At 52.2% G+C, this 26,337-nt stretch carries 25 protein-coding genes and 1 riboswitch; of the genes, 17 read left to right on the top strand and 8 right to left on the bottom strand.

Annotated elements, in window-relative coordinates; genetic code table 11:
• Window positions 1–290: 290 nt before the first annotated feature.
• Entirely contained in the window at window positions 291–524 is a 234-nt protein-coding gene (locus tag P9J64_14160; GenBank protein MDG5469470.1) for a hypothetical protein, read from the top strand.
• A 77-nt stretch (window positions 525–601) separates the two neighbouring features.
• On the opposite strand, the gene atpE is transcribed toward P9J64_14160, so the two are convergent.
• The 8 genes from atpE to P9J64_14120 all read right to left on the bottom strand — a co-directional run bounded on the left by atpE (window position 602) and on the right by P9J64_14120 (window position 5,233).
• Entirely contained in the window at window positions 602–868 is a 267-nt protein-coding gene (atpE, locus tag P9J64_14155; GenBank protein ID MDG5469469.1) for an ATP synthase F0 subunit C, read from the bottom strand.
• 72 nt (window positions 869–940) lie between these two features.
• Window positions 941–1,615, bottom strand: coding sequence for a F0F1 ATP synthase subunit A (gene atpB / locus P9J64_14150; protein MDG5469468.1), 675 nt, complete (start codon window positions 1,613–1,615; stop codon window positions 941–943).
• 21 nt (window positions 1,616–1,636) lie between these two features.
• On the bottom strand, window positions 1,637–1,999 hold the full coding sequence (locus P9J64_14145; protein MDG5469467.1) for an ATP synthase subunit I: 363 nt from the start codon (window positions 1,997–1,999) through the stop codon (window positions 1,637–1,639).
• Window positions 1,986–2,249 carry an AtpZ/AtpI family protein gene (locus P9J64_14140; GenBank protein MDG5469466.1) on the bottom strand — a complete coding sequence of 88 codons (264 nt, stop codon included), beginning with the start codon at window positions 2,247–2,249 and terminating at the stop codon, window positions 1,986–1,988. Before P9J64_14140 ends, P9J64_14145 begins: the two co-directional genes overlap by 14 nt.
• A 94-nt stretch (window positions 2,250–2,343) precedes the next feature.
• The gene (locus tag P9J64_14135; protein ID MDG5469465.1) at window positions 2,344–2,619 is read right to left on the bottom strand and encodes a hypothetical protein; all 276 of its coding nucleotides are present in this window, start codon (window positions 2,617–2,619) and stop codon (window positions 2,344–2,346) included.
• 39 nt (window positions 2,620–2,658) lie between these two features.
• On the bottom strand, window positions 2,659–2,868 hold the full coding sequence (locus tag P9J64_14130) for an RNA-binding S4 domain-containing protein (protein ID MDG5469464.1): 210 nt from the start codon (window positions 2,866–2,868) through the stop codon (window positions 2,659–2,661).
• The gene (locus tag P9J64_14125) at window positions 2,865–4,619 is read right to left on the bottom strand and encodes a DEAD/DEAH box helicase (GenBank protein MDG5469463.1); all 1,755 of its coding nucleotides are present in this window, start codon (window positions 4,617–4,619) and stop codon (window positions 2,865–2,867) included. The genes P9J64_14130 and P9J64_14125 overlap by 4 nt, the downstream gene beginning before the upstream one ends.
• Window positions 4,620–4,792: 173 nt before the next feature.
• On the bottom strand, window positions 4,793–5,233 hold the full coding sequence (locus P9J64_14120; protein MDG5469462.1) for a tetratricopeptide repeat protein: 441 nt from the start codon (window positions 5,231–5,233) through the stop codon (window positions 4,793–4,795).
• A gap of 282 nt (window positions 5,234–5,515) precedes the next feature.
• Here P9J64_14120 and P9J64_14115 point away from each other — a divergent pair, with 282 nt between their 5' ends.
• The 16 genes from P9J64_14115 (at window position 5,516) to P9J64_14040 (ending at window position 26,297) form a co-directional block, all read left to right on the top strand.
• Window positions 5,516–6,313 carry a phosphate ABC transporter substrate-binding protein gene (locus P9J64_14115; GenBank protein MDG5469461.1) on the top strand — a complete coding sequence of 266 codons (798 nt, stop codon included), beginning with the start codon at window positions 5,516–5,518 and terminating at the stop codon, window positions 6,311–6,313.
• Window positions 6,314–6,360: 47 nt separating this feature from the next.
• Window positions 6,361–8,724 (top strand): methyl-accepting chemotaxis protein, encoded by a 2,364-nt coding sequence (locus tag P9J64_14110; protein ID MDG5469460.1) that lies wholly within the window; start codon window positions 6,361–6,363, stop codon window positions 8,722–8,724.
• Window positions 8,721–9,509, top strand: coding sequence for a GPMC system MBL fold metallohydrolase (locus P9J64_14105; protein MDG5469459.1), 789 nt, complete (start codon window positions 8,721–8,723; stop codon window positions 9,507–9,509). Before P9J64_14110 ends, P9J64_14105 begins: the two co-directional genes overlap by 4 nt.
• Before the next feature lie 17 nt (window positions 9,510–9,526).
• Window positions 9,527–11,365 carry a TIGR04442 family protein gene (locus tag P9J64_14100; GenBank protein MDG5469458.1) on the top strand — a complete coding sequence of 613 codons (1,839 nt, stop codon included), beginning with the start codon at window positions 9,527–9,529 and terminating at the stop codon, window positions 11,363–11,365.
• Between the two features lie 31 nt (window positions 11,366–11,396).
• The gene (gene fusA / locus P9J64_14095) at window positions 11,397–13,463 is read left to right on the top strand and encodes an elongation factor G (protein MDG5469457.1); all 2,067 of its coding nucleotides are present in this window, start codon (window positions 11,397–11,399) and stop codon (window positions 13,461–13,463) included.
• A 531-nt stretch (window positions 13,464–13,994) separates the two neighbouring features.
• A complete protein-coding gene (locus tag P9J64_14090; protein ID MDG5469456.1) occupies window positions 13,995–15,335 on the top strand; it encodes a malic enzyme-like NAD(P)-binding protein in 1,341 nt (446 codons plus the stop codon).
• Window positions 15,336–15,634: 299 nt separating this feature from the next.
• Window positions 15,635–18,436 (top strand): GPMC system transcriptional regulator, encoded by a 2,802-nt coding sequence (locus P9J64_14085; protein MDG5469455.1) that lies wholly within the window; start codon window positions 15,635–15,637, stop codon window positions 18,434–18,436.
• A 90-nt stretch (window positions 18,437–18,526) separates the two neighbouring features.
• Window positions 18,527–18,605, top strand: a riboswitch (cyclic di-GMP riboswitch).
• Window positions 18,606–18,672: 67 nt separating this feature from the next.
• A complete protein-coding gene (locus P9J64_14080) occupies window positions 18,673–20,316 on the top strand; it encodes an ATP-binding protein (GenBank protein MDG5469454.1) in 1,644 nt (547 codons plus the stop codon).
• Window positions 20,317–20,390: 74 nt separating this feature from the next.
• Window positions 20,391–21,812, top strand: a complete 1,422-nt coding sequence (locus tag P9J64_14075) for a sigma-54 dependent transcriptional regulator (GenBank protein MDG5469453.1) — start codon at window positions 20,391–20,393, stop codon at window positions 21,810–21,812.
• A 414-nt stretch (window positions 21,813–22,226) separates the two neighbouring features.
• Window positions 22,227–22,451, top strand: coding sequence for a hypothetical protein (locus P9J64_14070; GenBank protein ID MDG5469452.1), 225 nt, complete (start codon window positions 22,227–22,229; stop codon window positions 22,449–22,451).
• Between the two features lie 63 nt (window positions 22,452–22,514).
• The gene (locus P9J64_14065; GenBank protein ID MDG5469451.1) at window positions 22,515–22,916 is read left to right on the top strand and encodes a response regulator; all 402 of its coding nucleotides are present in this window, start codon (window positions 22,515–22,517) and stop codon (window positions 22,914–22,916) included.
• A 29-nt stretch (window positions 22,917–22,945) separates the two neighbouring features.
• Window positions 22,946–23,179 (top strand): hypothetical protein, encoded by a 234-nt coding sequence (locus P9J64_14060; protein MDG5469450.1) that lies wholly within the window; start codon window positions 22,946–22,948, stop codon window positions 23,177–23,179.
• 44 nt (window positions 23,180–23,223) lie between these two features.
• The gene (locus P9J64_14055; protein ID MDG5469449.1) at window positions 23,224–23,394 is read left to right on the top strand and encodes a hypothetical protein; all 171 of its coding nucleotides are present in this window, start codon (window positions 23,224–23,226) and stop codon (window positions 23,392–23,394) included.
• A gap of 38 nt (window positions 23,395–23,432) precedes the next feature.
• Window positions 23,433–23,948 carry a cytochrome c3 family protein gene (locus P9J64_14050; GenBank protein ID MDG5469448.1) on the top strand — a complete coding sequence of 172 codons (516 nt, stop codon included), beginning with the start codon at window positions 23,433–23,435 and terminating at the stop codon, window positions 23,946–23,948.
• 58 nt (window positions 23,949–24,006) lie between these two features.
• Window positions 24,007–24,960 (top strand): 4Fe-4S dicluster domain-containing protein, encoded by a 954-nt coding sequence (locus tag P9J64_14045; protein MDG5469447.1) that lies wholly within the window; start codon window positions 24,007–24,009, stop codon window positions 24,958–24,960.
• Entirely contained in the window at window positions 24,957–26,297 is a 1,341-nt protein-coding gene (locus tag P9J64_14040) for a polysulfide reductase (protein MDG5469446.1), read from the top strand. The genes P9J64_14045 and P9J64_14040 overlap by 4 nt, the downstream gene beginning before the upstream one ends.
• The last annotated feature ends 40 nt before the right edge of the window (window positions 26,298–26,337 follow it).

Here is a 26,337-nt window from a genome sequence, read left to right as displayed (position 1 = left end):
TCGGTTCAAGGCATATTCATTTAAAGTGACCTGAAACCTATTGTTTCATATGTATGAAAAGTAGAAAAAACGGAGTAAAATAGTTAGCTTGGCTCTATAGCCGACTGCATATAGTATAAGATTAAAAATGGTTTATCATGACAAACATTAAAAGTCAATCGTGAAAACTCTCTAAGAAATAATTTTAATAGTCAGGGTGTAAATTTTTTATATACAGGGATAAATAACTTGCCTGCCAGATTTGAAGGGGGCTAGTATGCGGAAATTTTATCGGTACGGGGGTAGTGGAGATGGCACCAAAATGGAGCGGTTGGGTTCTGGCAGGCTTTGCTTTAACCTTTTATGTCGTTGGCGGACTTTTGATCATGGCCGGATTAATCATGATCGGTGTCCTGGGTAGTCAGGATCTTTGGGGCTGGGGTGAGGCGCGTGGCATAGGTTACATGGCTTTTGGCGTCGGCATTGTTCTCTCTGTTCTGGGTGTTCTGGTGATGCGGATCATGCGCAACCGTGGCGTTGCTTGAGCGACTTGATAAGGTTCAAATAAAAAAAAGGGAGCAGCCAAGAGGCTGCTCCCTTTTACTTTTACTGCTAAACCAACTTATTTGCTGAGCAGCTGCACAACTGTGTCGGTAAAGGGGTTAGCGAAGAGGATAATCATGGCAACAACAAGGCAGTAGATTGCCAGAGACTCGATCATCGCCAGACCAACCAGCATAACAGTCATGATCTTGCCGCTTGCACCCGGGTTGCGAGCAACACCTTCAACGGCTTTCGAGATAGCTATACCCTGACCAATACCAGTACCGAAAGAGCCGAGACCCATGCCGACAGCAGCAGCCATTACACACCAAGCAAAATACTCCATTTTTCTACTCCTTTATCTAATTAGTGATCTATTTTCCTATACGATATAGGACGCAAGCACGGACATCCGTACTTAGTGAGCTTCTTCGAGTGAGCCGGCAATGTAAATCATGGCCAGCAACATGAATACAAACGTCTGGATGAATGCAACCAGAATACCCATCAGCATCAATGGCAGTGGAACCAGGAAAGGCACCAGGGTAAAGAAAATCATCAAAACGATTTCATGGCCATACATGTTGCCGAACAGACGCAAGGTCAGCGACAGGGGACGTGCCATGTGGCCAACGAGTTCGATCGGGAACATTAAGGGTGCCAGCCAGCCGATCGGTCCACAAAAATGTTTAAAATAACCGATGCCATGCTCCTTGATGCCAACAATGTGCGTCATGGCAAATACGGTCAGAGCGATCGCCGCATTGGTGTTCAGATTGGCGGTCGGTGGATAGAATCCGGGGATCAGGGCAATCAGGTTTGAGACGAGGATAAAAAAAGCAATGGTTGCAATCAACGGGAAATAGGCTTTCCCCTTCGGACCCATAGTCTCTTCAATCATATTTTCAATGCCATCAACCGCGATCTCGAGGAAATTCTGCAGACCGGTCGGAACCGTTTTGATGTTACGTTTGACGAGAACAGCAACCAGAATCAGCAGTGCCATGACCAGCCATGTATAGGTGACATGGGTGCCAATGTGCAGGTGTAGTTGACGTTCGAGCCATTCCAGAAAAATAAACGGATGTGTCATGGTACCTGAAGCCTCCTCTACTTAAAGCGCGCGTTGTGCTGTCATCCAAAACAGGTTGATAATCACAACCGAGAGTCCGATCACCAAGCCGATGATATGGATTTTAACAATGGCAATCAGGATGCCCAGAATTATGGCTAAAATGGCCAACCTGATAAAACAACCAAACATATAACTGAATCTAGTGCCGCCCGTTGCCTGACCCAGGAGCCGATTCAATGAGCTGCGTAGTGAAATAAATCCACCGATAGCGATCAGCCCGCCGACCAGAATTCCGATACTCAAGTCAAGATTGCTGAAAGGCAGGCTGCCAAGCAGCAGAAAGGCCAGAATGAACCAATTCCGCCGTGCCAGTTGCGCGGGCAGCAGCTCAATCTGATCCATTATCCTTCTGGTCCTTTTCTTCCTTTGTTTCCAGTTCACGCATTCCGCGTCGGGTCAGAATGAAGATGTTGCGAAATCCTGCCACAATGCCGATGCCGAGCCAGATCAAGGTCATCCAAGGGTCTGTCTCTAGCCACTTGTCCAGGTAGATTCCGATATACAGGCCAATAAAAGTAGCCGCCACCATAGATATCCCGATGCTTGATAAAAAGCTCAGAGATTTCATGAGTTGGCGTTTGTCTTCGGCCATAATAATTGTATACAGAATACACCTAGAGGTTTAAACCCACTCTAAATAGCACAGGGTTATAGGGCTGTCAACCGGTTTCTCTGTACCTTTCCTGTTAGTTTAGCCGGTCTCCAAGGGAGACCAAAGTCAGTATTGCAAAGCCGATTATTCCGGCCAGTGAACTCTGGTAAGCATAGTAGGGCCAGGCGACTTTGCCGGTACTGTCCAGGCTGATCTTTCGATATTGCTTCAGGTGCTTGTGCACCTGCCAGCGAATCTCAAAAAAGCTGACCTTTATACCGGCCCGCGTCATGGCCCGCAAGATCAGGATCGAACAGACGAAGTTAAGAATTCCCGCTATGATGAAACCGTAGAACATATAAAGGGTCACGAAACTTCTCCGTTTCGTTGTGAAGCAAAAGCCCTGATGTTAACTGACGGCAATCTGTTCACCTTTCAACTCGATGATCTGTCCACCGCGAATCTTGCAGCGCTTGCGCAACTCCACATCGCCATCGACCCTAACCAGGCCATCGCCAATCAACAGCTTGGCGACACCACCACTCTCACAGAGGCCGGTGACTTTCAGCAGGCTGTGCAGTTCAATATATTCATGGCCGGAGAGGTCAAATTCAATCATGGTTTTTTCGGTCGTCCCGGGCGACTGCGGGGGAATTTTTTTCCGCCCGGTTTGAAGAACTTGCCTTCGCTGTTTCTTGGGCCACTTTTGCGCTTGCCCTTGTTCTCGAAGGCCGGTGCTTGCTCGTCTGCAGGGGTTATCTGTAACTGCTGTCCACAGACCCAGACCTTTTGCAGCTGACGAAAGGTTGCCGAGGGCATGTCGTTGGGGAGGTCAACCAGACAATGATCGTTATGGATCTTGATCTGTCCGATGTCCCGGCTTCTGATATTTGCTTCGTTGGCGATGGCGCCGACGATATGTTTTGGTTCTACGCCGTGGTTACGACCGACCTCGATTCGGTAGCGCATCAGGTTGCCGTCAGAAGCGTCATTCTCTCGCCTTTGCCGTGGGCCCCTGTCGTCGCGATTAACAGTTTCTTCGATTTCGCCATCGTCAACCTGCAGAGGCCTGTCTTTTTGTACCAGGTAGGCAAGGGTGGCTGCAATTCTTCTCAGGCCGACATCGTACTGATGCTGGTAGCTGTCGATCAACTCTTCGAAAAATTCCAGATCCTGCGATTCCATGGCTTCTGCAATCTGTTCCTTGAAGAGATCGCTGCGGCGGTTGGAGATATCCTTGCGGCTCGGCAGGCTCATTGCGGTGATCGGCTGGCGAGTTGCCCGTTCGATGGCTGCCAGCATGCGTCTTTCTCTGGGTGCGACGAAAAGGATCGCTTGCCCTATGCGACCGGCACGTCCCGTACGGCCTATGCGGTGGACATAGGCTTCTGTATCGTAAGGAATGTCGTAATTGACGACATGGCTGATGCGCTTGACATCCAGCCCTCGGGCTGCGACGTCAGTGGCGACGACGATATCCAGGGTTCCGGCTTTCAATCGTTCCACGGTTTTTTCACGCAGCGTCTGGGTCATGTCACCATTGAGCGGCGCACAAGAGAATCCACGCGATTCGAGTTTCTCAGAAAGTTCAACTGTTGCGATCTTGGTGCGTACGAAGACAATCATGCCTTCGATTTCTTCCGCTTCGAGGATACGGGTCAGGGCATCAAGTTTATGCAGCCCTTTGACCTGCCAGAAGCGTTGGACGATGGTGTCGACGGTTGAGGTCTTTGTCTTGATCTGGATTTCGACCGGGTCTTTCATGTGCTGGCGGGCAATCCTCAAGACCTCCTTAGGCATGGTCGCCGAGAAGAGCGCCGTTTGCCGTTCTGCCGGAGTATCTTTCAGGATTTGTTCGACATCGTCGACAAAGCCCATGCGCAGCATTTCGTCTGCTTCGTCGAGAACAACACATGCGAGCTCACTCAGGTTCAGGGTTCCGCGGCGCAGGTGGTCCTGGATGCGTCCCGGAGTTCCGACCACGGCGTGGACGCCGCGATGTAGCTGGCGCAATTGCTGACTCATGCTCTGGCCGCCGTAAACCGGCAGGACCTGGAAGCCCTTCATATGACGGGCATAGGTGCGAATCGCTTCGGAAACCTGCAACGCCAGTTCACGGGTCGGAGTGAGAACCAGGATTTGCGGGGTTCTCTTCTTCAGGTCAAGACGACTCAGCAGGGGCAGGGCGAATGCGGCTGTTTTTCCTGTGCCGGTCTGGGCTTGGCCAAGCAGGTCACGGCCTTCCAGCAGCGGCGGGATGCTGCGAGCTTGAATCGGTGATGGTGTTTCGTAACCGACTTCTTTAATCACCTTGTTAATTGCCGGGTCAAGTTTTAGCTCGGCAAAGGTTGTCAAAATTTCTTCTGTCATGGTTTTCCTGTGTTTTTGCGAGGTAAAAAATTATGGTCAATCTGGCTGAGTGGCTGCCGGAGAGTGAAATAGATAAGTAGCATTCTACATCATTATTAAGGATTAGGAGGTCGGCGAACTTACCCTATCGGTCAAACGAGTGCAACTTTTAACCTGCCTGGTAAGGAAAAAACTCAGCGCGAACCGAGCTTTGCGAGCAAAATGCCGGCGCTTCGATTGAGAAAATGCTCACGGGGCAGGGTTGTAAAGTAAGGCTCTTTGCGGAAGCCGAGCCGATTCAGCTCATCTATAATCGGCTGGTGGCGTTTGAACTTGAGGCCCTTGCGGAGAGTTTTCATGGCTGCTTGCTTCTTGCCCGTCAGGAGGTGGATGCGGCTGAGTTGGTAGTAGTGGTCGGGGTTATTGGGCTCGGCATTGAGAGCCTCCAGGCAGAGAGCACGGGCTTGTTTGTACTGGCGCCGTTCCCTGGCAAGGCAATAAGCCAGTTTGGATTTCACTCCAGGTAAGGGTTCAATGGCATGGGCTGCTTCGAGTTGCAGAAGCGCGACCAGGGTTTCATCGCGTTCCAGGGCGCGTTCTGCTTTCTGGAGCAGGCTGCTGATGGTGTCTGACATTCAATCGTCTCCTGTGTTGAGCACGCGTCAAGAGTAACCCAAGCGGGGCTTTTCGGCAATAACAGTTGAAGAATGGTCGTTTGAGGTGGCATGTGTGTTACTCCCACCCGATATGGCAAGCCCTTCACTTGCAGACGTCAACAGATTAAATCGCCCTCTGGAAGCGTACATAAAGAGTTGCCTGAGGTGTCGCACTGGGGTATTGTAAGACGTTAATTTTTATGTTGAATACTCTATTTTAACGGCGTTTTTAATCGCGGCTACCAGGTAATGAGGTGCTCTATGGGTTTACTCCGCCAGTCTGTGATTTTAACGGCAATCCTGCTTTTTATGGTCGGGGGTGCTTGGGCTGAAGGCGTCTTACGTTACGCTGGTGCTACCACGTTACAGCGCTTTTTCATGCCCGATATCGCTCGAATATTTACCAATGATACTTCAATAAAGGTGAATATAGAGGGCGGCAACACCGGTCCCGGAATCAAGGCTCTTCTTAAAGGTGATGTTGATATGGCCGGAGCCGGACGGCTTTTGACTGATGCAGAGAAGCAGCAGGGCTTGGTAGAGCATTTTCTCGGTTGGGATGTTCTGGCGATTGTCGTGCATGAAGATAATCCCTTGGAAGATTTGACCCAAGAACAGTTGCAGGGCATCTTTTCTGGCGAGTTGACGAATTGGCAGCAGGTCGGTGGTGCAGATAAGCCTATTGTCGTGATCACCAGCCCGAAGGGGTCAGGGATGCGCAATGCCGTGAAAAAAATGATCCTGCACGAAAAAGATTATCTCAACAGGGAAATTGTTTCGGCAATCGTGGCGGCCTCTGACCAGCAGGTCAGTATGTTTCCAGCTGGAATCACCGCCGTGAGTCGGAGTATGCTCGACGCTGATCATGTCAAGACGGTCAAAGTGGCTGGCGTCGCAGCAACGGCGGAAAATGTTGCTACAGGAAAATACTCGCTGACCAAGCCACTGACCCTGGTGACCAAAGGCGAACCGCAAGGGGACCTGGCTCGTTTCATCGCTCTGGCCAAAAGCCCAAAGGGTAAAGGGGCGTTGCAAAGAAGTTTTGTTCCCGCAGAATAATTGGCCGATAACGGCAGACGAGATTATCCTGGAAGGATGTTGAATTTATGAAGTTGCGTTCAAAAATACTTTTAGCACTGGTTTCGGTGAGTGTGCTTCCTCTTGTGATTTCTCTGCTGATGATTGGCGGTATGGTTTCTGACGAGCTCGAAGTGCAGATGCAGGTGCGAGGCCAGGATTCCGCCAATTTTATTGAGCAGACGACGACCAGAACCTCGACCGAAAACCTGACACTGATACAGATGCTGGCCAGTAACCCTTTCATGGTCAACGCCGTCTACTCAGCAGCATTGAGTAACGACAACGCTCAGCTGGTTAGTGTTATTAACAACATGGAAGACCTGCCTTTTGACCAGGTACAGGTCCTCGACAAGGAGGGCGCGCGACTTTACCGCGGCTTTGCCAATGGCTACGAAGAGACCCCTGCCACTTCGGGGGTTGAACAGCCGGTTATTGAAGCGAGCCTGGAAGGTGAAGATTACGCCGAAAGCGGCATGTTTGATGGCCGCATGGCGATCACCGCCGCAGCTCCTATCAGTATGTATGGTGAACCAATCGGCCACCTTGTCGGAGTCACTTATTTCGATAAAGCCCTGGCGACCCGTTTGAAAGCCCTCAGCCGTATGGATATCGCTTTCTTTGATGAAACAGGAATCTTTGCCTCAACGGATCCAGAGCTCTCAACTCTTGACTTGAATACCATTCTCCAGGCGAGCAGTTACGAAGCAGAGATCCATGGAGACAAACACCGTATTTTTTATAACTCGATTGGCGGCAAGAATCGTGGTGTGCTGATGGCTCTGGATGTCACCAAACTGTATGCCGCCAAAAATAACCTTCAGCAGACCTTGTTGCTAATAATTCTCATCGTCGGGGTCATCTCAGTTGTTATTGGACTGCTTGTCGCGACCGGTATCATCCGGCCTTTGCGCGAAGTGGTTGCCAATTTGCGGGAGATCTCCGCTGGTGGTGGCGACCTGAGTCGGGAGCTGGAAATCCGTACCTCCGATGAAGTCGGTGAACTCTCTGAGTGCTTCAACGCTTTTCTGGCTCGTCAGCGTGAGATGGTGGGGCGCCTGCGTGAGGTGACCAAGGATCTGGCGGCGGCCAATGGGCAGATTCGTAACTCGTCCCATGAAGTCATGGAGGGCGCTGTTCGTCAATCACAGGCCCTGGAGGAAACCTCCAAGGCGATCGAGGGGATCGACGAGGCGGCTGGTGGTATCGCCGAGAGTACGGGCAACCTGGTTACGGCTGCGGAAGGGAGCTCTTCTGCGACCTTGGAACTGGGTGCCACGATCGAGGAAATTGCCTCGCAGATGGAGAAGCTGTTTAGCACCGTTGACGAAGTCTCCAGCTCTATCAACGAGATGTCGGTTGCCAGCCAGGAAGTAGCCGAGAATGTCGGCATTCTTTCCTCTTCAACCGAGGTGACGGTTTCGTCGATGCTGGAGATGGACGCGTCGATCAAGGAAATCGAAGGCAGCGCCGTTGAAACCAGTAAGCTGGCCAGCGAGGCGGCAGAAGACGCTCAACGGGGTATGCAGACGGTTGAAGAGACGATTCGTGGTATTGAATCAATTCGTCAGACCGTTGATCGCGCCAGCGAGGCGATTATGGATCTGGGTGATCAGTCAAGCGCGATCGGCAAGATCCTTACCGTTATCGATGAAGTGGCTGACCAGACCAGTCTGCTGGCACTGAATGCGGCGATAATTGCCGCCCAGGCAGGAGAGCATGGTAAAGGCTTTGCCGTGGTCGCTGATGAGATTCGCGAATTAGCCGAACGTACGGCCGTCTCGACCAGGGAGATCGGTACAATCATCACCAACCTCCAGGAAGGAACCCAGGAGGCAGTCGTTGCCATGAAGGCGGGTAGTGAGCAGGTTCACCAGGAGGTGAAGCGCTCCAAGGACTCCAGCGTTGCTTTGGAGAAAATCCGTAGCAGTACCCTGAAAGCGATGGGCCAGGTTAACGGAATCGTCCGTGCAACAGAGGAGCAGTCCCGGGGCAGTCGTCAGGTTACAGATTCCATGAACCAGGTGGCCTCCATGCTGGAGCAGATTGCTTCGGCGATCAATCAGCAGACATCAGGTGCCCGTCAACTTGCCGAAGGCGCAGAGTCGATGCGTGACATTGCTGCCCACGGTAAGCAGAGCACCAGTGAACAGGCGAAAGGTAGCCGCCAGATTAACGAGAGCATGGAGCAGATTCGTTCCATGATCGCGCTTATCGATGATTCTACCCGTTCATTGACCCAGCGCAGTCGTGATGTTGTTGATGCGGTAGGCAGTGTCCACAAGGTTGCCGAGAGCAACGCCAGTCGTACGGCGGATCTGGATCACGTGGTAGAAACACTGACGCGCCTGACCGCTGCTCTTGAAAAGGAGGTCGGGGTTTTCAAGATATGACCGACCCCTCTCTCAAGTTGACAGTTCTGGGTTCGGGAACCAGCACCGGTGTCCCTGTTCTCGGTTGCCACTGTGCCGTTTGTTCCTCGAGTGATCTGCGCAATAACAGAACCCGTTGCAGTGTCTTGCTCGAATGGTCAGGTCGCAAGGTTCTGATCGATACGGCAACCGATTTTCGTCAACAGGCTCTGCGTGAGGGGATCGAACAGATCGATAGTGTTCTCTTTACTCACGCTCACGCCGATCATGTCCATGGCATTGATGATCTGCGCACCTTTACCCTGCGTACCGGCAATGCGATTCCCGCATATGCCGACCGTGGTGTCCTCGATCGGCTCAAGGGACTGTTCAGCTATATCTTCAGCGAGTCGGATGCGCCTGGTTATCGGCCGCGTCTGCAGGTGAACGAGGTTGTCGGCCCTTTTGACCTGTTTGGCCAAACCGTGGTGCCGATTCCCCTGCTGCATGGTCCGGGTGAATCTTTGGGTTACCGGGTTGGCAACTTGGCTTACATCGTCGATTGCAGTGCCCTGCCCGAGTCCTCCTGGCGCCTTCTCCAAGGGCTGGAGGTGTTGGTCATTGATGCCTTGAGATTCCGGGAGCATGAGTCCCATTTCAGTATCAGTGAGGCGATCGAGGTGGCCAGAAAATTACAGGTTCCAAGAACCCTGCTGACTCATCTGACTCATGATATTGATTATCCTCGGCATGCGACAGGATTACCCGATGGTGTCGAGTTTGCCTATGACGGGCAGACCTTGACCCTGCCTCTGCCCGGAAATTAACAGAACGATAGGATCCTATGCCGGAACATCAGGAAATACGCCTTCACGGACACCTTGACGAGACCATCGAGTATTTTGCCATGGCGGCTTCACGCGATGCCTACAGCCGATATTTTTTCGAGGCCGACAGTGATAACCTGCGTTTTTTCTCGCCGGGGAATGAATTTATCCTTGGGGGCGAACAGATCAGTCATCGTGGCAATGGTGGCTCTTTCTGCGAATATATGTTCGGTGTCGACCAGCCGCTCTCCGACCTGGCGAAGACAGATGTGCGTAATCGGCTGGTCCTCTACGGGGCCTTTTACAAGGACAGTGATAGCAGCAATCTTGACTTTACGCCAAAGACTGATGGTCTAAGCAGTTTTGAGCAGGTTTTCTTTGAAGGCAACGCCACGGTCAATTATTTCTTCTTTATGACCGGTTCAGTCTCTGGGAAATTGCAGGAGCAGCAGGAGAATATCGCCCGTTTGCTTGGTAAAACCCTCAAACGTTCCGCCCATGTCGGTCTCGGTGACGATACCGATCTGATCGATGAAATCTACTCCATGCTTGGTCATCGCAGCTCCCTTTACCTGGTTAAGCTGATCAATAAAAAGCACAAACAGTATCATGATGCCTTCAAGGCTCTTTACGACGAATACAAGACGATTCCGGATCACGAATACGAGAATTTGCAGGAGCTTGCCAACGAGCTCGAGATCGACCGCTATCAGCAGGAGCGGATTCGTATCGATGTCATGTACAAGCATCCGGATAACCAGAGGATTGTCGACGAGTACAAAAACATCTTGATTGAGTGCAACCTGAAAGGGAGCATCAACCAGATGGAGAACGCCCGCCTGACTCGACTGAAGACGCTTTCAGTGCGTAACAAGATTCCGGCGGCGCTCTTCTATACCCTCGACAAAATGCTCAAGCATGACAAGCTGGTTGACCTTGATGAACAGGATTACCTCGCTGAAACCAGGCAGGTTCTGGAAGGCATCTTCTTTACCGAAGCCCAGATCGACGCCAGCATCAACTCCGAGGATATGTCGTTGCTGCTGCACGCCAAGCGCCAGGCGAGTGAAAACCGCGACCATACCTTTGAGCATATCCTGCTGGAAACCGGTAAGGCGTGTGACGAAAAGATCCATGAAGGGGCCGACCTGACCCTGCTTGAGCATTTCTCCTACATCATCACCTACTTTGATCGTTACGATAATACTTCCTCGGTGATCAATCAGCTCGCCTTTATGGAGAACGTCCATTTCGGCGAAGAGCAAATTCGCAGTCTTCTCGGCAACAAGAAGGCCTTTGACGAACTCAACGACAAGCTCTGGAAAGACCTCTTTTTTAAACAGGTTTTTGAGAACAAGTACTTGGGGCAATTCGGTCGGAAGAAGATCGCCTGCCTGCAAAAAGGGCTGGCGCTGATTGAAGACGGCCGCCTGACAATTACCGCCCTGGTTGATCAGCTGCTTGTGCTGGAGAAGCAGGAGCGTCTTTACGCGATCCTGCTCGGTCACGTTAAGGAGCGTATTCGTAACTTCTACTCGAAGTACAATACCCGTGTGGAGCAGGAGGCCTTGTTGGTCGAAGTGGCCGACGAGCTTTACAACAAGGGGCTCTATACCGGTGACATTCCCCTTGGCCAGTTCCATAACGTGGTGGTGAACATCAAGAAGGAAGCTGTTTACCTGCATAATCTCCTGCCCAAGATTGTTGCTGAGCGTGATGCCGGCCTGCGTGAAGACTTCCTCGACAACAGCGGCCTAGACCGTTTTTACGTGGAAGAGCTTGAGCGGGAATATTTCGAGCTGAATGATCTCGACATGGAGAACCTCTACCTGATCCGTAAAGGCTATGCGGACTAAACTCTTCCTCTTTCCGATTGCGAACGCCAACATGAGCCAACCAGACCTCAAAAAGATCCGCAATATCGGCATTATCTCGCACATCGACGCCGGCAAGACAACTGTCTCCGAGCGCATCCTCTATTATTGCGGAGAAATCCATAAGCTGGGTGAGGTTCATGATGGCATGGCGACCATGGACTGGATGGCCCAGGAGCAGGACCGTGGCATCACGATCACGGCGTCCAGCACCAGCTGTCGCTGGCGGGATATCTGGATCAACCTGATTGATACGCCGGGGCATATCGACTTTACGATTGAAGTAGAACGTTCCCTGCGCGTCCTTGACGGTGCGGTCGCGATTTTCAGTGCGGTCGAGGGGGTGCAGCCGCAGAGTGAATCGGTCTGGCACCAAGCCAACCGCTATGGTGTACCGCGCATCTGTTTGATCAACAAGCTGGATCGCGTTGGCTCCGATTATCAGGCCGTTCTTGAACAGATTCAGGAACGTCTCGGGGCCCGTCCGGTGCTGATGCAGTTACCTCTTGGTGAAGAAGGCGAGTTTCACAGTGTCGTCGATCTCGTCAATGAGGTTGTCCAGACCTTTTCTGAAGACGACCTGGGTGTGGACGTTGGTTGCTCACCTGTTCCTGAGGAACTCCGTGAGAAGGTTGCCGCGGCTAGAGAAGCTGTGATTGAAGCGGCTGCAGACTGGGATGACGACCTGCTCGCAGATTTCCTCGAAGGACGGGAGGTTGCGGCAGAACGCGTCGCTCCAGCTTTACGCAAGGGTGTCCTTGCCGGAGAGCTCTTCCCAGTCTTTCTCGGTTCCGCTTTGCGCAACAAGGGCATTCAGCCGGTTCTGGATGCAGTCACTGCTCTTTTACCTTCTCCTCTTGAGCTCCCACCGGTTTCAGTCCGCAGCCCGAATGGTGACGAAAGCATTCTCCTGCCATGTGATATTTCCGGGCCACTTTGCGCGCTGGCTTTTAAGGTGCTCTCCGATGAAGGGCGCAAGTTGACCTACCTGCGCATCTATTCCGGTGAATTGAAGGCGGGGGAGACCTTGTTGAACGCGACCCAAAACGTTCGGGAGCGGGCGGCGCGACTTTTCCGCATGCATGCCCATAAGCGTGAACGCATTGATGTTGCTCGTGCCGGGGATATCGTCGCTGTCGCGGGACTCAAAGACGCTTTGACCGGTGATACCCTCTGCGGCGCTGAACAACCCTTCTTACTTGCTGGCCTCGCTGTCCCTGAGCCGGTAGTCTCTCTGGCGGTGGAGCCGCGCCAGGTTCAGGATCGTGACAAGCTGATGCTCTCCCTTGAGAAACTGCAGTGGGAAGACCCGACTTTCCGCGTGCGGGAAGATGAAGACACCGGCCAGACGGTTTTGACCGGAATGGGTGAACTGCATCTGGAAGTGGTGCTTCGCCGCTTGCTCGATGATTTCGGTGTTGAGGTCAATGCTGGCCAACCGCAGGTTGTTTACCGCGAAAGTGTTTCTGCTGAGGCTAGCCACACCGAAACCTTCGAGCGCGAGATCGATGGTAAACTGCAGAGGGGAGAAGTCAGTTTACGGGTTGCTCCGCGTGAGCGTGGGTCCGGAAACGAGATTCTGCTGCCCCCTCTTGATACGGAAGGTTTAAGCGAAGAGATTCTGAGTGCGCTGCGAGAAACCTTGACGATGGCCCTCGGCTCCGGGGTACAGATCGGCTATCCGATGGTTGATATATCTGTTGTTGTTGACCAGTTGCCGGTGACACCGGGAGTCACTTCCGTGCTTGGCGTGCGTGCCGCGGCGCAGCGGGGTCTGACGCTGGCGCTCCGGGCCGCAAAACCCGTATTGCTCGAACCGGTGATGGCGCTGGAAATTATCTCCCCGGGAGAGTTTTCCGGTAAGGTTTATGGCGGCCTGCAGCAGAAGGGTGGGCGTGTCGAAGGGATGGAGTCTCGAGAGGTTGTCGACCTCGTCCGCGCCCACATCCCACTCTCGGAAATGTTTGGTTACATGACCGAACTGCGTAGCGCCACACAGGGCCGAGGGTCCTTTACCATGGCGTTCAGTCATTACGACAAGGTCCCTGTTTCGGTCTTGGAGCGCCTCGGTTTGAAATGACCCCGAGGGCTGACAGGATCGTGGTTTTCTTTCCAGAAGAGGCAAGTCACTGACTTGCCTCTTCTTTTGTGTTTGGCTTGCCTGTTTAGGTCTTTTTCGTTAAATTAATATAAAAATCCATATAAATGGCTCTTGACATAAGTCTCGACGCAAGGCATATTGCCACCAAGATTACCGTTGTTTATTTATTGAGGCTCTATAATTTTTAGGAGGTTTAGCGCAATGAAGATATCTGGGCTGAATAATTACGTGCTTTCTGTTGCTCGTGCACTTTATGTTTTTGTTACGATTGCTGCTGTCTGTGGCGCCCTGCTTTTGTTGAATATTGGTGGGCACTGACCAACTTAGCAAGGAATCAATTATTAAGGGCGGCCTGATCAGGTCGCCCTTTTTGTTTTTTGTGGGAGATTTGTGTGTGTCTTGAGAGTAGAAATAATATTTGACGTTGCACAGGATGCCTGAATATCTATAATGCACAGTAATTTTGTAAAATAATCCGGCTGCAGTTTCCGGATGTTGAATGGAGATGTTATGGAAATCGAACAGGGAGCGGGCAAGATCGCCAAGTGCTTGAAGCTGATGCTCAGTGATAAACCCGGGCATCTGGCGAGCGTGATGGCGGCTATTGCCTCGAAGAATGCCAGCGTTGGTGATATCCACCTATTGCGGGTCGGCAGAACGCACAACACGCGTGAGATCGTCGTCTATGTTGATTCTGATCATCAGTTTGAAGAGGTGGCTGAGGCCATCGCCAATCTGGAAGGGATCATTGTCGAGGACGAGATCGATCTGGTTCATCAGGTGCACGAAGGCGGCAAAATTGCCACTAAAAGCCAGGTTCGAATTGAGACGATTACGGATGTTCGCCAGATTTACACGCCGGGTGTGGCGGCCATCTGCAAGGATATCGAGCGTTATCCCGAGCACGCTTACAAATATACGTCGATTCCCAATCAGGTGGCTATCGTCACCAACGGTACGGCGATTCTCGGCCTTGGCGATATCGGTGCCGTTGCCGGCATGCCGGTCATGGAAGGCAAGTCCGTGCTCTTTGACTACCTGGTCGGTGTCAGCGGCGTGCCGATTCTGATCCAGAATCGCGATCCCAAAGTGATTATTGACACGGTGCGGAATATCGCTCCGACCTTCGGTGCGATCAAACTGGAAGATATTAAAGCACCGGAGTGCTTCGAGATTGAAGATGTGCTTGATGCCGAACTTGACATCCCGGTGATGCATGACGACCAGCACGGCACGGCTGTGGTCGTCCTGGCGGCTTTGCTTAACGCGACCCGGTTCTCCGGCCTGATGTTGAAGAAGTCTGTAGTCGGCGTGGTTGGTTTGGGTGCTGCTGGTATGGGGATCAGCAAACTGCTCCTTTCTTATGGAGTAAAGAATGTCATCGGGACCGATCTTGACGATACTGCTTGTGAGCGTTTGTCTGCGGTCGGTGGGGTCGTTGGTTCTCTGGATGAGGTGATGAAGAAATCCCATGTCGTGATCGCTACCACCGGTTGCCCCGGGTTGATTAAGCCGGAAATGGTCCGTAAAGGTTCAGTGGTTCTGGCCCTGTCCAATCCGAACCCTGAGATTGTCCCCGATCTTGCCTTGCAGGCGGGGGCCTCTTTCGCTGCCGATGGCAAGAGCGTCAACAACGCTCTGGCCTTCCCCGGCCTCTTCCGCGGCGCGCTGAACGTGCGGGCCACCCGCATCAACAACAAGATGAAGATTGCTGCTGCACAGGCGATTGCCCGCCATGCCGAAGAGAACGAACTGGTCCCTTCCCTGCTCCATCCCAGTGTTCATAAGGAAGTCACGGCTGCCGTGGAACGAGCGGCCCTCGAATCTGGTGTGATTAAACACTGGGATTGATCTAAATCAATGGCCCTCTGAATTCTACTCTTGGCTGGAGAGTAAGAAGTTTGGGTAAGCTATCGAAAGACTGCGCCGACGAGGATGTTCACCTGGTCGGCGCAGTCTTTTGTGAGGTGTGCGCTTCTCCTGTTACCTTCTTCCCTTAATCCTCGTTGTACTTCTAGCCCCTTCCCGCTTCACCTTGCCGCACCGCAATGCTGGCAAGTCATAAGCTTTGACCGTTGTTGGCAAACAAGGTAAGCTCTTCGTGTAGAAAAACTACTCACAATTGTAAGGTGAAGCCTTCTGGAGTGTGTATGAACAACTCGGCACGTGTCGCAGAGAATTTGCAGAAGATCAGAAATCACGGCAAAGAAAACCTTGCAGATATTCTGCATGAAATTGGTGAAGCGGTCCCCCTGATTACTGGCAAATCGCGTTTTCGTCTCTACCTGGAAGATTTGACCGGAGGTATCCTGAGCTGCGTGCTGACTACCGGGCGTAGCCGGCAGTCAGTTCGCGATTATGTCTTCTCCCTCACCGATGAAAACTACCTGGTTTCCCGGGTCTATATTGAGCAACAGGATGCCGAGTTTGACGATCGGCAACGTTTACCGCCTCAGGCACGACAGCTCGCTGAAGATTTTGGGCTCATGGCTTCAACGCAGTTGCCGTTGGTGCACAAGGCACGCTCTATCGGTGTCGTCTGTGTAGATAGTACCCGAACCGGCCGCACGTTGAATGAGGCCGGCCGCCAGGATTTGCTGGAGTTCTTTGCTTCTGTGGTTCCTGTTCTCGATCAGGCCCGTAAGTATCATCAACAGATCATCGTGGCGCGCATGATTGACAGTTCAAAAAAGAAAGAAGCCGCCCGAACAATGGTGCGTTCCGCCGTAAAGTTGATCGACAAGCTCTCTCTTGCATCGGTGCTGGTGCCGTCACGTATCGGCGCTGCAGATGACGGCCGCGGTCTTCAGGTGCTTGCCTCTTACGCCCAGGATAAAGAAATCCAGCGCCTCTACGAGGATGAAAAGCTGATTGACTTGAACTCCGGCAAATCTCTGCTCTCCCAGTACATCAACGAGGAAGGTGTGATCACCGATGAGACGTTATTGCGACCGCTCTACCTGCCCAGCCTCAAAGCCCAGTCGCTACAAAAGCGCTATCTTACCGAGCAAATCGGCCTGACCTCCCTGTATGTCGTGCCGCGTTATGATGGCCGTACAAGACGCATTACCTGCCTGGTCAATTACTTTACCCGTGAACCCTATCGCTTCAGTGATTTTGAGCGCGGTCTGCTGGAAGCGCATGCCGAAATGGCCGAACGGGTCATCCAGGAAATCGGTGATGAACACATGGAGATCCAGGTCCTTTCGGAAATCAACGATCTGCTCCAGGAGCATTTCGAGGGGACACAGCCTTTTTTGAATCGGGTTCTGGCTAAAGCAACGGAGTTGATCGGCGCTGATACAGGTAGTATTGCGTTGGTGCAGGAGCGTGAAAGCAATGATTGGCTCATTGTTGAAGAAGAAGATGGCACACTGGTGGGGGCCAAAAGTAAGGAATGGTTGAAAAAAAATATCCCCGTGATGCCGATCGGAGGGCTAGAACTTTCTCGAGCAGAGCGAAGTTTGACGGGCTATGTTGCTTCAACACGCAAGCCAATGATCGTGGATGATTCTTCTCTGGAAATGGTCAGAGACGGCTTCTACCGTCAGGTCACCCAGGATATCCGCAGCGAAATTGCCGTACCGGTAACCGTGGAAGAAAAAGTCCTGGCGGTTGTTTGTTTGAGCAGTTTGACTTCTCACTATTTCACCGATGAGCATCAACGTATTCTGCAGATCATCGTGCAGATGATCGCCCGTCACCTGGCTGGTCTGCTGCAGATAGAGCGTTTGACTTCGGAAGTCCACAGGCTGCAGTCGGATGTCACCTATCGTGACCCGAAAATCTCCTCGTATAGGCTTGGCAACGTCATTGGCAATTCAAGCAAGGCCGGGGAAATTGTCTCGACGATCGAGACCATCACCCCACCACTCTACCGGCGCATCCTCATGTGGCAGCGAGCTGATTTGCGTGAAGCGGTACTGGGGCTGCCGACTGTACTGATTACCGGGGATACCGGCAGCGGCAAGGAGTTTCTCTTCAACAACCTTTACTCCCGTCTTAACGAGATGCATCGAGCCGGCTCAGCCTCAGCCAAGGAACTGCCGGTGACCAAGACCAATATCGCTGCCTACAGCGGAGAACTGACCTACTCGGAACTCTTTGGCCACAAACGTGGCGCCTTCACCGGGGCACACGCTGATCGTTATGGCATTATTGAAGAGGCCAGCGGTGGCGTGGTGTTCCTCGATGAAATCGGTGATGCTGACCCGAAAACCCAGGTACAGTTGTTGCGTTTCCTCGATAATGGCGGCTTCGTTCGCCTCGGTGACAATCAGACCCGTTTCGCAAGGGTGTTGTTGGTCGCGGCGACCAACCAGGATCTGCCGCGGCTGATCGCAGAAGGGCGCTTCCGGGCTGATCTCTATCATCGCCTGTCGGAGTTGACTATCGCTGTACCATCCTTGAATCAGCGCCGGGAGGATATCCCTGATCTTGCCGTTCACTTCCTTGGCCAACTCTACCGCATCTATCGTCTTGCCGATGAACCGGTCGACCGGGTGCCAACGATCAGTGCGGAGGCTCAAGGACTCCTGACCACGCATGATTACACAGGGAATATCAGGGAGTTACGCTCAATTCTCCTGCGTGCCCTGCTCTTTCGACAGGGGCCGATCATCACAGGTGAAGACCTCCGGAAAGCCCTGGCTTCAGGGCATCAGCCTGTTGTTTCAGACGATACGGAACAAGACCCCGTTCGCCGTATACAGAGAGCTCTGCAGGAGGGAGACGGAGACTTCTGGAGCCTGGTGCACCGACCGTTTATCGATAATCAGCTGACCAGGGATACTGTTTGTGCGCTGGTTGAAGCGACACGCCGTGACGGTGCGCGCAACATGCCTGACATCGCTGCCGCACTCAGGGCGTGTGAAGCGCATTCCCGGAATGGAGATGAACAGCGCAGATTCTACAAGTTCAAGAATTTTCTCTACAAAACAGTGAAGATTTAGCAACTTGTAAACCTTTAAGGGGGCGGCTGAAAACTTGACATGGGGCTTATCTTGTTTATATTGGAGGATAATAATTAATATCAGTTAAGCTTCTGGCAAAGCCAACCCTTCCGTGAGGAGGGCTACGGAAAGCCACGGGTCTTGTCTTCGAGATAGCCGGGTTGCCAGGAAGAATTCGGGATTGCCGTGTTCATTCTCAGCACCCGGTTTTTTTTGTCAGCTAAAGATCAGGTGGGATGATGGTGTTCAGGGCTTTCAGCAAAAGTCTGATCAGCAAGTATATCCTCAGGACCGGCGTCGTACTGCTGGTCACCATTTCGCTCTTTGCCTTTTTTAATATCAGCACCCTTAAAGAGCTTTTTCTGCAGGACGCCAAGGATGATATTGAGACTGTCAGCGAAATCATCTTGCACACCACGCACTTCCAAATGCTGAAAGATAATCGTAACCAGGTTTACGAAATGATCAATGAGGTCTGCTCGCATGAAAAAATAGACCGTGTCCGCCTCTTCAGCACCGCAGGGCATGTACACTTTTCTACCCTCGAAGGTGAAATAGGCAAGGGCATGGAAGAGATCAATACTCCCTGCGAGGAATGTAACAGTGAGGTATTTTTACCTGATAGCCATCCCCTGGGAAACAGCCGGAGACTCTTCCATAATGCCCGGGGCGAAGAGATTCTAAGCGTTACGACCGAGATTCGTAACAAGCCCAGTTGCTATACGGCGTCCTGTCATGTTCATCCACCAGATGTCAAAATTCTTGGTTTTCTCGAGGTTCAAGGCTCTTTGGCCAACATCGGGGTGCAGGCCAGTTCTTATCGCAACAGCATTGCAACCTTTGGCGTGACCCTCTTGCTGCTGGTGATTATTTGTCTGAGCTGGTTGACGCAGAGCATGGTTGTAAATCCCGTACATGATCTTTTGCTGCACGCTCAAAAGGTCTCGAACATGGAACTCGACAGTCGGTTGTCGTTGAAATCAAACGATGAAATCGGTGAACTCTCAGAAGCCTTTAACTTCATGACGCTGAAGTTAAAGGAAACACGCGACGAGTACCGAGAACTGACAGAAACCCTTGAGGCCAAGGTCATTGAGAGGACGGAACAGATCGCCAATGTCAGCGATCAGCTGGTTCGCTCGGAAAAGCTGGCTTCACTCGGTCAGCTGGTTGCCGGTATTGCCCATGAGATCAATAATCCACTGGCAGGCATCTTGATGTTCGCCAATCTCTTTGCTGATGATAAAAGGCTTGATGAAGCACAACGCGAGGATGCCCTGACAATAGTGCACGAGACCAACCGCTGCGCCGATATCGTTAAACGGCTGTTGGATTTTTCCTGCACCTCCATACCCGATAAGCGGCTCAGGTCCCTGCCCGATATCATGGAAAGGACCCTGGCCCTGGTCAGCCATCATGCCAGCGTCAACGATGTCGATATCGTCCGTCATTATGGCGTTAACCTGCCGGTGATTGAAGTGGATCCAACGCAAATGGAGCAGGTGTTTATCAATCTTCTGGTCAATGCCTGTCAAGCCATGCCCCTCGGCGGGCGCATGACGATCATTATGCGGACCGATCTAAAGCGCGACCGCCTGATTACGACAATAGAAGATACTGGCCAAGGTATCGCCGAACAGAATCTGGGAAGAATTTTTGACCCATTCTTCACCACAAAAAACCAGGACCTTAATGGTGTCGCCGGGACGGGGCTCGGTTTGTCGGTTTCCTACGGCATTGTTGAAAACCATGGTGGACAGATACTGGTCCAAAGTTCCGTTGGCCAGGGTACAGTTTTCACGGTTGAATTGCCGATCTCTTCGCTGCTGCGCACCGATGACGGTGATTTATTGTCTGAAGATAAAGCGTTGCTTGCATAGCTTTTTGCGTTCGCTTGCCAAGCTGTTAACGAAAAGTTTGGATCAAGATTTTCCATATCGACCAAGAGGGCTCTATGAAAAAGGGAATAGAACGGATTCTGGTAGCAGATGATGACGCTGTTATTCGGGAGGGTTTGCGGCGCATACTTACTGCTGAAGGCTACGAGGTCGAAGTTGTCAGTAACGGACGCACCGCACTGGATCGTCTGGATGAGGAGAACTTCAAGTTGCTGATAACAGATTTGAAGATGCCGGGGATGAGTGGCCTGGAAGTACTGCAGGCGATACGGGTCTGCCAGCCGGAGCTGCCGGTGGTTCTGATTACCGGGTATGCAGCGATCGATAATGCTGTTGAGGCCATGAAGAATGGAGCGACCGACTACCTCTCCAAGCCTTTCGGCAATGATGAAATTATCAGCAAGGTCAAGCACGCTATGGAATCAAGGGCCGTGCTCATCGATGATATCTGCCTGTGGAGGGAAATGAACAAGAACCATGGTTTTGATCAACTGCTTGGTGACAGTCGCGAGATGAAACGACTTTATCAGCGTATCATGCAGGTGGCCCCCACAGACAGCACAGTCATGATCAGCGGCGAAAGCGGTACGGGTAAAGAGCTGGTCGCACGGGCTATTCACACTCACAGCTCACGGTGTTCACAGCCTTTTGTGGCCATAGATTGTACTGCCTTGGCAGAAACCTTGTTGGAAAGTGAACTGTTTGGTCACGTCAAAGGTTCTTTTACCGGCGCTATCCAGACCAAGCGTGGGTTGTTCGAGGTTGCAGAAGGTGGGACCCTGCTCCTTGATGAGGTCGGCAATATCAGCCTATCGACCCAGGCAAAATTGTTGCGGGTGTTACAAGAGCGCGTTGTGATGCCCATCGGCGGGACCACGCCAATTAAAATAGATATCCGTCTGGTTGCAGCGACCAACGCCAATTTGCGGGACATGGTCGCGCAGGGGACTTTCCGTGACGATCTTTTCTTCCGACTTAACATCATCCCGATCGAGATCCCTCCCCTGCGCGAACGCAAAGGTGATCTGATGCTTCTAGCGAGCCAATTTCTCAAGCGTTTTGCAGAGGAGAATGGCAAAGAAATAAGAGGTTTCAGTCCCGACGTGATTGAACAACTCGAGAGCTATGGTTTCCCCGGCAATGTACGCGAACTGGAAAATCTAATTGAGCGCGCAGTGGTCCTTTCTCAGTCAGATCTTCTGCAGCGCCAAGACCTGGGGTTACCGGGGGATGGGCATCGCCCGGTTGCAGTCGCTGATGATGCGGTGCCACTCGATGCCAATGAGCTGAAAGCCCGCAAGCAGTTGCTCAGGGAGGAGGCCGTCGTGCCCTTGGAGCGGGCCTTTTTACTCAGTGCCCTTGACCGCAATGACTGGAATATCACCAGGGCGGCGCAAGAGGTCGGCATGCAGAGACCAAACTTCCAGGCCATGCTGAAAAAGCAGGGTATCAGTGCCCGTATGCGGGTGGTTGAGTAGCCTGTGGCTTTTAATGTCAGGTTCACCCCTCTTTCCACGAGACAAATAACGCCTCACAATAGAACGTCCGTGTCCTCCCTCTTGCAGTGCTCGCTGTAAGAAGGGAGAATATAAAAAATAATTGTGCTGTATATTTCTGTTATACACTCTGACTATCGTTTAAAACCCCCGCCCATTCAAGAGCTTACAAGGATTACCCGTAGCTGCAGGCTGTTCTGGCCGACAGTGTGCGTATATTTTATTTATACGTTTTCCCCGTTCTCCTCCCATTTTACTTTGTTGTCTCTCTGAATAAAAATCAACAAAAGCAGCATCTTATGAGTATTAATAAGAAATCCCTAAGAATGGTATGGCCGATGCAATAGTTCATTGTCAGGAACTGGTGTCAACGAACAGGAGAAGAAGGAGGCCGTTATGAAAACAATGCAGATGTTGATCTCGATGGTGGCTGGCAGCACTTCTGCTGCTTATGCGGCAGTGGCCACGCACAATGAGGGCACAGGAGTCTTGACCTATTTCTTCATCGGCTTCTTCGCTTTGATCATTGTGTCTCAACTGGTGCCGGCAATGATTCTTTTTTTCAGTTTGGTCAGGGGTGTTTTCTCTCGCCGGGAAAAGATTTCCGAAAAAATCGATTAGATGGGACCTGCCCCTTTGCCTGGGGCGATTTGGCCATTGGCAGGAGAAAAAAACATGATGAACATGCCCGGACTACTCATCGCAGACGAAGACGTCTTCTCCAGGAAGCGTATGGCGGATCTGTTCATTAATGCCGGTTACCAGGTCACAGTGACCAACACGGCAGCTGGGGTCCTCTACGGAATTCTCAAGAAGACCGCCCAGGTTGTTCTTATCAGCACCAGGTTTGACGAACTGCTGGCAACAGAATTGATTCCGATTCTGAAGAAATGCAATCGCAACCTGACAATTATTTTGGTGGCCAGCGAATTACCGCTGGCCCTGATACGTAAGGCACGTAATGAAGGAATTTTTTACCATGCCCTCAAACCGGTTCGTCCCGGTGACGAAGAGGAGTTGCGGGAAGCCGTCAAATGCGCGTTTGAAAAAGTGACGCATGGTCCTGAAGGTGAATGGTTGCAATGAAGAGAGAACCCAAAAGAACGGAGGAAATCATGAAAACGTTATTAGGAACAGGAATGGCAATCTTGATGTTGGCCGGCCCGGCTTTGGCCGTAGATACGACCACAACCTACTCCAGCGGCATCCTGGTCGGTGTCTTCCTGGCTTTCTGTGCACTGGTTGTTGTTGTGCAGTTGCTGCCGACGATTATGCTCCTGGTCGGTTTCATCAAAGGCCTGGTTAAAGGAACGGACAAACAGGCCCAACGCCAAAGCAGCAAGGGCTAGGATCTTCCGGGATCAAGGGCCGGGGCGCAGAAAAGGAGAATGGCATGATCGATCAAATACTCGACAGCATCGTAGAAGTTCAGCAAGTTTACACCCTGGTGGATTTTTACCAGTACATCAAGGGCATCGAATATCTCATCTGTATCGCCTTCTTTATCGGCTTTCCAATGTTCTACAAGTACCTGAACGAGAAGCCGGGTGAGGTTGGTAAATGAGAACGCCGTCAGGCCCTCAAGGAAAAGGAGAGAGAACCATGAGCGCTAAGCAGATCTTGATTACCTTGATGATGGTGTTGGCTTTCTTTGCGGCGAGTTCATTGCTGCTCGCCGCTGAAATGCCGGAGCAGGTGTCCCTTGACTCCATGGTCGCTTTGTTTGATGGCGTTGAGTTTGATCACGCCATGCATACCGACCTGGGTGAGGATTGCTCAGCCTGTCACCACCACACCACTGGGACCGGCACAATTGATGAGCGTTGTGTGCGTTGTCACGCCGACAGCAATGAAGTTGCCTCGGTCGGCTGCCGTGAATGCCACCTAGCCAACCCGTTCTCAGCCGAAAATATCAACAAGGAAGCGCTTGATCGCTACCAGTTCCATATTGATACCCCGGGACTTAAAGCAGCCTATCACTGGAACTGCGTTGGTTGTCATGAAGAGATGGATGGACCGACGGATTGTCAGGATTGCCACGCCAGAACACCGGACGGAGACGACTTCTATCATCATGATGCGAAGGCTCTCTCGGCGGCGGGAAAGAGCGGTCACTGAAACGGTCAAAGCTCAGAGGCTATTTATAAGCAGGCTATTTACCATAAGGAGAGTCGTTATGAGTGGAATCAGTCGACGGAGATTTCTTGCTGCGAGCCTGGCAGGATGTGCCGCCACAACCCTGGCCGGCCCGAAAAAGGCCCTGGCGGCCGGATCCTTTGAAGGTTATCCCGATGGTATGGGGGTGCTGGTGGATCTGACCCGTTGCATCGGATGCCGCAGTTGCGAGGCGGCCTGCAACAAAGAGCAGAACCTGCCTGCTCCTGACCGGCCATTCGATGACAAGTCGGTCTTTGATGAAACCTTCCACGGCGGCAAGCAGAAGCGCAGACCCGATGAGAACGCCTACACCGTGGTCAATCGCTACAGCCCAGATGACAGTGATCGTCCCCTCTATCGCAAGGTGCAATGCAACCATTGCAACGAGCCCGCCTGTTTGAGTTCCTGTTTTGTCAACGCCTACACCAAGACCAAGGAAGGTGCAGTGGTCTACAACTCTAAGGTCTGTGTCGGCTGTCGCAACTGCATGGTCGCCTGCCCGTTCAATATCCCGGGATACAGCTATTCCAGCGCTTTTGATCCGGTTGTCAAAAAATGCATCTTCTGCCACGAAACCAGGCTGAAGAAGGGTTTGCCTCCGGCATGCGTCGATGTTTGTCCCCAGGAGGCCCTGACCTTTGGTAAACGCAAAGATCTGATCAAGATTGGTCACCAACGCATCCAGACTCATCCCGGTCGCTACCTTGACCATCTTTACGGCGAAAAGGAGCTGGGCGGAACCAGCTGGATGTACCTGTCGCCGGTCGCTTTTGACGAGGTCGGTTTTGACCCGAACCCGGGCAATGAACCGATCATCAATAATGTTAAGGATTTCCTCGGTACAGTACCGATGGTCTTGGCGATCTGGCCGGCAATGTTTACCGGTTTCCATCTTCTGGCAAAGAAGAAAGAGCACGACGAACACAATCACGACGTCGAGAAGCAGCATGACGAGGAAGGAGGCGACCAATGAAAAGCCTGATCGGGTGGGGTGCGAAACCGGTTGATTCCCACGTCAACGAAAAAACCGACCAACAATGGTCATTGTTCCGTAAATTAATGCTCGGTCTGACTCCAGGCCAATATCTTGGTCAGGCTCTGCGTAATCCCTTCAATTGGATCCTGGGGATTATCTTCGCCATCGGTCTGCCGCTGATCGCCTATCGATTTATCTTTGGGCTCAGCGTCGTAACCCACGGCTCCAATGATTACCCCTGGGGACTCTTTCTCGGCTTCGGGCTCTTTGCCATGGTGCCCCTCTCGGCTTCCGGCTTCATGCTGGGCACGGCGGTGGAAATCTTCGGCCGCCACGACTTCGAGCCGATTGAGAGACTGGCCCTGCTTAACGGGCTGCTCGGTTACCTCTTTGCCGTTATCTACCTGCTGGTCGATCTCGGCCAACCCTGGAGGCTGCCTTACCCGATGGTGGTCTCCTTCGGCCCGGCGGCCGTCCTTTTTCTGGTTGCCTGGCATGTCGCCACCTACCTCTCTGTGCAGGTCGCTGAAGTTTCCGTCTCATTCTTCGAGTGGATCGGTTGGTTGGGCGGCAAGCGCTTTATCCGACGCATAGCGCTCGGCCTGACCGTCTCAGGGATCATCCTTTCAACTCTGCATCAAGGTGCTCTGGGGGCGCTCTTTAACTACGCACCGGGCAAAGTCCACCCGCTCTGGTATTCGGCGTCGTTCCAGTGGATTCATTTTTTCTGTTCGTCGATTCCGGCAGGGCTCTGCATGGTGATAGCAGTCAGCACCGTGGTCAAGAAGACCATGGCTTGGCGCTGTGATGACAATTTTAAAGACAATCTGGACCGCTGCACCCTCGGTCTGGCCAAAGGTGCAAGCCTGGCCCTGATCACTTACCTGGCGATCAAGATGATCGGTGTCGCCCATGATAACGAATGGGGCTACCTGGCAACCGGTTGGGGGGCCTGGTTCCTGTTCGAGATGGTCGTGGGCGTTATCCTGCCGATTATCCTGTTTGCCTATGCTGTTCGCCATCAGGCGGTCAACCTGGCCAGGGTGGGAGCTTTTGTGACGATCTTCGGGATTGTCCTCAACCGTCTGAATACGGCACTGATTGCCTTTAACTGGCAGCTTTATCAGGAAGTACCGCATATCTTTGAAGTGATTATCGCCGTGACGATTTTTGCGATCTACGTTGTGGTCTATCGTTTCATCCTCTACCGTCTGCCGATTATTTTTTCATGGAAAGAGCAACCACAAGAAGCTCTTGCCGCTCAGGCGGCAAGGCCGGCACCGATAAAAACTTCAACGGCTCCGATTGGGGCCATGTACCGCAAGATAGATTAAACGATCGTCGCGGGGTTGGTAAAACCCCGCGGCCACCAGG

The organism is Deltaproteobacteria bacterium IMCC39524 (assembly GCA_029667085.1).
Taxonomy (GTDB): Bacteria; Desulfobacterota; Desulfuromonadia; order Desulfuromonadales; family BM103; genus M0040.
Note: the sequence above shows the minus strand (reverse complement) of the source record. Positions and strands in the feature narration are given on the sequence as shown.